We start from the raw sequence: 8,451 nt of genomic DNA on the forward strand, positions 1-8,451 counted from the left end.
GAACACAACTGCAAAGTTATTGGCATTGGTCAGTCAGAACCTAAAATGAAAAGTTTAATTGATGAACTCAGCTATCAAAAAGATGCTTTCACGTATCAGCTTTTTGATGTTGGAGTAAAGAAAAATTGGGAAATATTCTCTGAAAAGATTTTGGCAAACAATATTAATATTGATATTTTAATTAATAATGCCGGTATCCTTCTTCCATTTGACAAATCCTATAATTATAGTGAAGAAGCTGTGGAAAAATGCATGAATACCAACTTCAACAGTTGCAGGTACGCAATTAACTCTATGCTACCTGTTTTAAGAAAATCCACAATGCCGGGAATTTTAAATATTTCCAGTTCTGATGCTCTTGCTCCTATTATCGGAACCAGTATTTACAGTGCCAGCAAGGCTGCCCTTAAGGCTTACTCTGAGGTACTTATTGCCGAACTTGGACGGGAAATGTACATAGGCTACGCATGTCCCGGCTTTATGAAAACTGATATTTTCAGACATCAATATGTAATTTCCCAAAGCAGCCTTATAAATATGTTTTCAGCTAACGTAGATAAGGTTGCCGAAAAGATTATCAAAAAAATCATACGTCAAAAATCCCGTATTATTGTTGGAAAGGATGCTAAGTTTATGAATTTTACTTCTAAATTCTTCCCAGTGCTTGGGCTTAAACTTTACGAACAGGTAATAAAATCATCTAAGGTAAAGATGTTTGATAATGTAAGATATTAATGGGATTGGATAGCTTTTAGGGGGGTATGGGCAATCTTTTTATGGTGATGTATGGCGCATAATAGCCATGTGAGTGTGTATTAACCAGAAATTCACTTATTACTTAATATTTCCTGACCAGATTTACCTGCATGGCCGGCAATTAAATGTTTTGTGTACGGTTGAATTTCTTGATTTACTCTTCTCAACCATACCACACGACTATTTCCGCAAGACTGATTTCTCACTTTATCTTTTAATTGTTTCGCTGTATGAATCATCCATTAGCTCCACATACATCTTTCAAATTAAAAAGGAGCTGTTACCTGACGATTATACTCGTTAAAGCACAACTCCTTTCATTTCCTCCCTAAAAGTCAAATATTGACAGCTGGCTGTCTTCCGGCATACCTTCTAACAAACCTAACTGGGACATGGTTTCTATTACTGTTTTACTTAACTTGCTTTTTTCTCTTAAGTCATTTTTAGACACGAATGGTCCATCCTGAGCCTGTACGGCTTCAACTAAACCGTCTGCCGCCTTTTCTCCCAGACCTTCGATTGTGTCTAAACTTGGCATGAGCTTTCCGTCTATTATCTGAAACTCATGAGCCTTTGCAGTATAAATATCTATTGGTAAAAACTCAAATCCTCTGGCATACATTTCCTGAACTACCTTCATATCTCCCAAGGAATCTTCATCCTTTTTGGAGGCCTCATGATTTGCCTTTTTACGCTTAAGCTCCGACATGTAATATTCCATTTTCTCACGACCTCTACACATGGTTTCGTAGTCAAAGGCCTTGGCTCTGATTCCAAAATATGCAGCATAATAAGCTAAAGGATGATACACCTTGTACCACGCCACACGCAAAGCCATCATAATATAAGCTGCCGCATGGGCTTTTGGGAACATATATTTAATCTTTTTACAGGACCAGATATACCATTCAGGAACATTATGTTCACGCATTACATCCTCTTCCTGATGTTCCTCTCCTGTTTTCTTATCCTTGTATGTTAAAAGACCTCTTCCCTTTCTTACATGCTCCATTATGTCAAAACTTACCTGAGGCTCAATTCCCTTATCCATAAGATAAACCATAATATCATCACGGGTACATATTGCCGTGGAAATAGTGCATTTACCCTCCGCAATAAGCTGCTGGGCATTGCCAAGCCAAACATCCGTGCCATGGGAAAGTCCCGCCAATCTAACCAAATCGGCGATTTTCGTAGGTTTTGTGTCTACTAACATCTGAATAACAAAATCAGTTCCTAACTCCGGCAGTCCCAAAGAACCTGTAGGGCATCCGTCAATATCCTCTGATGTAATTCCCAGTGCCTCCGGGCTCAAAAACAACGACATAACCTTTTTGTCATCAAAAGGCACATCCCTTTGAACATTAGTATTAGTCAGCTTTTCTAACCTTCTAATCATGGTAGGATCATCGTGTCCTAAAATATCCAGTTTCAAAAGGTTAGCATCAATAGCATGATATTCAAAGTGGGTAGTTATAATATCCGTTGTCATATCATTTGCCGGCTTTTGGATAGGTGTAAATTCGTATATTTCCTTATCCCTTGGTACAATAACAATGCCTCCCGGATGCTGACCGGTACTCCTTCTGATTCCTGTACACCCTCTTGATATTCTGTCAATCTCCGCAGTTCTTTTTACCTGATTATGGTCATCAAAATATTTTTTAACATATCCAAATGCTGTTTTCTCAGCCACACCGGCATAAGTTCCTGCCCTGAAAGTATGTCCTTTACCAAACATTACCTCAGTATATGCATGGGCATTTGCCTGATATTCACCGGAAAAGTTTAAGTCAATATCCGGCTCCTTAGTTCCGCCAAAACCTAAGAATGTTTCAAATGGAATTTCAAGTCCATCCTTGTGCAGCGGCTTTCCGCAATGAGGGCAAATCATATCCGGAAGGTCAAATCCAAGACCACCCTCTGCCCTTTCTTCTTTAATAACCGCCTGTATTTTCTTGATTTCCTCAATATCCGTCCCTTCCGGTGCCCTGTATTCATCCTCAAAAAATGAGCTTTTACAGTCTAAGCAGTAATAATGAGGTGCTAAAGGATTAACCTCAGTTATTCCTGACATTGTTGCCGCAAAGGATGAACCTACGGAACCTCTTGAACCTACCAGATATCCATCTTCATTTGACTTCCATACAAGTCTCTGTGCCATTATGTACATAACGGCATATCCGTTACCAATAATGGAATCCAATTCTATTTCCAGTCGGTCTTCAACAATTTTTGGCAAATCCTCACCATAAATTTCGTGAGCACGGTCAAAGCAGATTTTTCTTAGATTCTCCTCAGAATTATCTAACACCGGTGGGCATTTATCAGGATGAATCGGTGAAATATTATCAATCATATCCGCTATTTTATTAGGATTTGTAATTACTATTTCTTCCGCCACGTCACTGCCTAAATATTCAAACTCCTTAAGCATCTCATCAGTAGTTCTAAGATAAAGAGGTGCCTGATGGTCTGCATCCTTAAATCCGTTACCGTACTGAATTATTCTACGGTAAATTTCATCTTCCGGGTCAAGGAAATGAACATCACATGTGGCAACAGTCATTTTATTAAACTTCCTACTCAGCTCAATGATTTTGCGGTTTACATCCATTAAATCCTCTTTTGAATCCACCAAAAACTTCTTTTTGTTATCTATGTCAGGATTGCCTGTTTTTAACATAAATTCATTATTTCCCAAGGGCTGGACTTCAAAATAATCATAAAATTCCGCCAATCTGGCAATTTCCTGCTGTGTTCTTCCATGCAAAATAGCCTGATATAACTCTCCTGCCTCACAAGCACTGCCAATCATCAGTCCCTCACAATATTTAAGATAATCACTTTTTAATATTCGTGGCTTCTTATTTGCGAAAGTGTCAATATGTGATATGGAAATCAGTCTGTATAAATTAACTCTTCCCACTAAATTTTTAACCAGAATAATGGCGTGATGGGACGGAAGTTTATTTATAAGATTTTTAGACTGCTTTCCCTGTTTATTTAATTCATCAAGGTTAGTTATTCCCTTGTCCTCAAGCATTTTACACAGTTTTAAGAAAATAAGTGCTGTACACTCTGCATCATCCACTGCTCTGTGGTGATGGTCTAATACTATTCCCAGTGCCTTTGCCACGCTGTCTAATTTGTACCTTCCAAGACCAATAATCAAATATCTTGACATTGCCACGGTATCAATAACAGTAAAATCGCATGGCAGGTTCTGCCTGTTACAATTAGCCGAAATAAAACTCATGTCAAAATCAGCGTTATGTGCTACCATAATTGCTCCCTTACAAAACTCCATGAATTTAGGAAGAATCTCTTCTATGGTAGGTGCATCAATAACCATATTATCATTAATACTTGTAAGCTGCTCTATTCTAAAAGGTATTGGAACCTGTGGGTTTACAAAGGTGCTAAACCTGTCAACTATCTTTCCCTTTTCCACCTTCACTGCACCGATTTCAATTATCTTATCTGCCTTTGCACTAAATCCTGTAGTTTCCAAATCAAATACTACAAAAGTATCATGTAATCCCTGCCCCTTTGGATTTACAATCATGTCCTTTAAGTCGTCTACAAGATATGCTTCAACTCCGTAGATAACCTTGAAGTCACACTCTTTTCCTGCCTTCTTACATTCATTCTTTATGTCTAAGTATTCATGCCATGCATCAGGGAATGCCTGCACCACACCATGGTCTGTAATGGCAATTGCCTTATGCCCCCACTCGTAAGCTCTACGGACGATTTTCTTGCATTCGCTTACGCCGTCCATTTCACTCATCTTTGTATGGCAATGAAGTTCAAGTCTTTTCTCTACTGCAGTATCCTTTCTCTTTTCTCCAACAGAAAATGCCGGAATCAGCTTCATACCGTCCACTCGGCTTATTTCCACCTGTCTGTCATATGTGTCAAACATGGCAACGCCCTTTATCCTTACAAAGCTGTTCTTTTTAACTTTTGAATAAAACTCTTTCTTTACGTTCTCATCTGCTAAAAATATTTTAACTGCAATACTGTCGGTAAAATCCGTAATTTCCATTGTAACAATGAATTTTCCGTTTCTTGTCTCCCTGTCATCCATGGTCATAATCTGACCCCTGACTACAGTTTCACCTGTACCTTCAAATACATCGCTTAACTTAGTATCTCCCTCATACTTAAAATCACGTCCGTATACCATATCAGGATCCTGTGAATATGTAGCCTTTTTCACTCTTACAGGCTTGACTTTTTCCTGCTTTTCTTCCTTTGTCTCTTCCTCATTTTGATTTTTTCCTAACAGAACATTAACCTCATTTTGGAGTCTCTTTGCATTTTTAATGGCAAATCTGTTTTGCTGGAAAGCCTTCTTTTCAATTTTCACTTCCAGAGGCATATCAAATCTGTCCCTAAAGATTTTCTCAATGGTATCCTTTAAAACTTTCATTCTGGCTTCCGACACAATGCTTTGCTCTAAGTCAATAATCAATTTTTTATTTTCATCAAATCTAATGGGAGCCTTTTTAAACATTGCCGCTACTATAGGGCTTTTGGCATTAAGCTCCATAATAATACTATCTTTATATATTTCAAAAAGATTTTCCTCCGTATACTGACTTGACAGGGAATATTTTTCAATAATCTCAATCTCCACCCGTTTTCCCGTTCTTAAATTTCTTGCAATTTCATCTCTAACGGTGAAAATAGCAGACTTTTCAATAAGTCTGCTGCTTTCAATATATATTCGCATTTTTGTATGATCAACATTAGTAGCTATCTTTGTAATATCCACATATTCAAACATAGCCGTAAGCTCATCATTTAATTTAATTGTCTGGAAAACATCGAAAAACTTCTTTTTTTCCAATCTAACTCCTCCAATTCTTTAACTCATCTTCTAGTGCATCAAGAAGCTGATTTTCAGGAACTTTCTTTATAATTTCACCTTTTTTAATTAAAAGTCCCTCTCCTTTTCCTCCTGCGATTCCTATATCTGCCTCTCTTGCTTCTCCCGGTCCGTTTACAACACATCCCATTACAGCTACCTTAATATTCAAATCATCATATTTGGTAACCATATTTTCTACCTTGCCTGCTAAGCCTATTAAATCAATCTGAGTACGTCCACATGTAGGACATGAAACTACGGAAATGCCACCCTTTCTAAGACCTAAAGTTTTAAGAATAAGCTTGGCACTTTTTATTTCCTCCGCAGGATTTCCTGTAAGGGAAACTCTTATTGTATCTCCAATTCCCTGATTTAAAATAAGCCCCAGACCTATTGCAGATTTTATGTTTCCTGATGTTACTGTTCCTGACTCTGTAATTCCCACATGTAAAGGATAATTAGTTTTTTGTGCAATTAACTGATGAGCCTTTACACACATCATTACATCTGAGGATTTTATGCTAATTACCAAATTATCATATCCCAAATCCTCTATTGTTTTCACCTTATCTAAAGCACTTTCCACAATGCCCTCAGCAGTTACCTTCCCATATTTATCTAAAATATGTTTTTCTAATGAACCACTGTTTACACCTACTCTTATAGGAATATTTTTTGCCTTTGCTACGTCAACTACTGACTTTACCCTGTCCATATCACCTATATTTCCGGGATTAATTCTTATTTTGTCAGCCCCGTTTTCTATAGCTGCTATGGCAAGTCTGTAATCAAAATGAATGTCTGCCACAAGTGGAATATTGATACTTTCTTTTATTTTTCCCAAAGCCTTAGCCGCTTCCATGGTAGGAACCGCACACCTTATAATGTCACATCCTGCAGCCTCTAATTCCTTAATCTGATTAACTGTAGCTTCCACATCTTCAGTTTTTGTATTAGTCATAGACTGAATAAGTATGGGATTTCCCCCACCTATAACTTTATTTCCTATTTTTATTACTTTAGTGTTGTCTCTAAACATAATATTTTCTCCAATTAAATAAGCTTTCTTATATCGTTAAATAATAAGAATACCATTAATGCCATAAGAAGAACAAATCCAACAAAATGAATCATTCCTTCCTTATCCTTTGGTATTGGTTTTCCGATTATAATTTCTATAAGATATAAGAAAATACGTCCACCATCTAATGCCGGTATTGGCAAAAGATTCATAACTCCTAAGTTAGCACTAAGCATAATTGCAAGATTAATAAGGGACAAAATTGTAACAGTGGCACCTGATGACTTAGCACTGGTATAAGTATCTCCAATTACCGTTACTATGCCTACAGGGCCTGAAATTTCATTGGCTGAAACCTGACCTGTAACCAACATTTTAAGACTTTTTAAAACTGTTGCAATTTCATATCTTACTTCCGTGAAGCTATATTTAATAACATTTCCAAAGGAAACTTTTTCTCTTGCAAGATTATAAACAAATCCTCTGTCTGCTATCTCAGTCACCTTAGGTTTAAGTACAACCTTTATTTCTTTTCCTTTTCTGTCTAAAGTGATATTAACCTCTTTTTCTCCAAAAGGGTGTTCACTAATATACTTAGCCATATCACTTCCTGTGGTAATTTTAGTTCCGTCAATTTCCGTAACCACATCTCCTGCCATAACTCCTGCCTCAGCCATAGGAGAGTTCTTAGTAACCTGTTCCACTGTAGCCTTTGTATCCTGAGTAGTATATGACATTCCCACAATAGCTTTCTTCTGGGTTGACGGCTTATAGGTTATGCTCTTTTTCTCGCCGTTTCTTGTAAAGGTAATGCTAATGTTGCTTCCATCTAAAGGATTAACATATTCCTCTAAATATATTTCCCTTCCAAGAGTTGCATGGGCACCGTTAAATTTGGTAATCTGGTCTCCAACTCTAAGTCCTGCCTCATATGCCGGTGATTTTTCATCAACATAAGTTACATATGATTTATCAATTCCCTTTGCTCCAATAACAATTAAAGCAAGAACAAAAGCCAGTATAAAGTTAAAGAACGGACCGGCAAAAACTATTGCCATTCTTGCCCATATTGATTTTGAATTAAAAGAGCCTTCTTCATTATTGTCCTCATCTTCCCCTAGCATGGCACATGAACCACCTAAGGGTAAAAGTTTAAGGGAATATCTTGTTCCGCTTTTTGCCACATGGCTGTAAATTCTAGGTCCCATTCCTATGGAAAACTCATTTACAGTAACCTTATTCTTTACTGCCACAATAAAATGTCCAAATTCGTGAATTAAAACTAATACACCAAAAATAATTAAAGCTATAACAATTCCTATAAATGTCTGCATTCTTACCACCTGTTCTCAATAAGCTCATATGCCCATTGTTCTATTTCTAATATTTCACTTACTGAAGGATTTTCCTTAACCTTATGATTTTCCATACAATACTGTATAATATCAGTTATTTCCAAAAATCCTATTTTCCTATCAAGAAATTTTGCAACTGCTTTTTCATTTGCCGCATTAAATACTGTAGGCATTGAGCCTCCAATCCGTCCTGCCTCATATGCTAACTTTAATCCGATAAAATTATCTGTATCAGGATTTTCAAAGGTAATCCGGGCTATCTTTCCAAAGTCTACCCTGTCACCGGCTAAAAATCTTCTTTCCGGATAGTATAGTGCATACTGAATAGGCAGTCTCATGTCAGGTGTACCTAACTGTGCTATAATGGCACCGTCTTTAAACTGTACCATGGAATGAATAAGACTTTGTGGCTGGACTACTACCTGAATATCATCAAAATC

At 37.2% G+C, this 8,451-nt stretch carries 4 protein-coding genes and 1 pseudogene; 1 reads left to right on the forward strand and 4 read right to left on the reverse strand.

What is annotated here, in order from left to right:
- Positions 1 to 735, forward strand: a 735-nt coding sequence (locus Q5O73_RS09135) for an SDR family oxidoreductase (protein WP_302669532.1), incomplete at its 5' end; no start/stop codon positions are given.
- Positions 736 to 1,084: 349 nt separating this feature from the next.
- On the opposite strand, the gene polC is transcribed toward Q5O73_RS09135, so the two are convergent.
- The 4 genes and pseudogenes from polC to Q5O73_RS09155 form a co-directional block, all read right to left on the reverse strand.
- The gene (gene polC, locus Q5O73_RS09140; protein WP_302669533.1) at positions 1,085 to 5,614 is read right to left on the reverse strand and encodes a DNA polymerase III subunit alpha; all 4,530 of its coding nucleotides are present in this window, start codon (positions 5,612 to 5,614) and stop codon (positions 1,085 to 1,087) included.
- A 1-nt stretch (position 5,615) separates the two neighbouring features.
- Positions 5,616 to 6,674, reverse strand: coding sequence for a flavodoxin-dependent (E)-4-hydroxy-3-methylbut-2-enyl-diphosphate synthase (gene ispG / locus Q5O73_RS09145; RefSeq protein ID WP_302669534.1), 1,059 nt, complete (start codon positions 6,672 to 6,674; stop codon positions 5,616 to 5,618).
- 14 nt (positions 6,675 to 6,688) lie between these two features.
- Positions 6,689 to 7,990, reverse strand: coding sequence for an RIP metalloprotease RseP (gene rseP, locus Q5O73_RS09150; protein ID WP_302669535.1), 1,302 nt, complete (start codon positions 7,988 to 7,990; stop codon positions 6,689 to 6,691).
- A 2-nt stretch (positions 7,991 to 7,992) separates the two neighbouring features.
- Positions 7,993 to 8,451, reverse strand: a pseudogene (locus Q5O73_RS09155) (1-deoxy-D-xylulose-5-phosphate reductoisomerase); the annotation flags it as partial.

It is taken from the genome of Eubacterium sp. AF15-50 (genome assembly GCF_934835595.1).
GTDB classification, from domain to species: domain Bacteria; phylum Bacillota; class Clostridia; order Lachnospirales; family Lachnospiraceae; genus Eubacterium_G; species Eubacterium_G segne.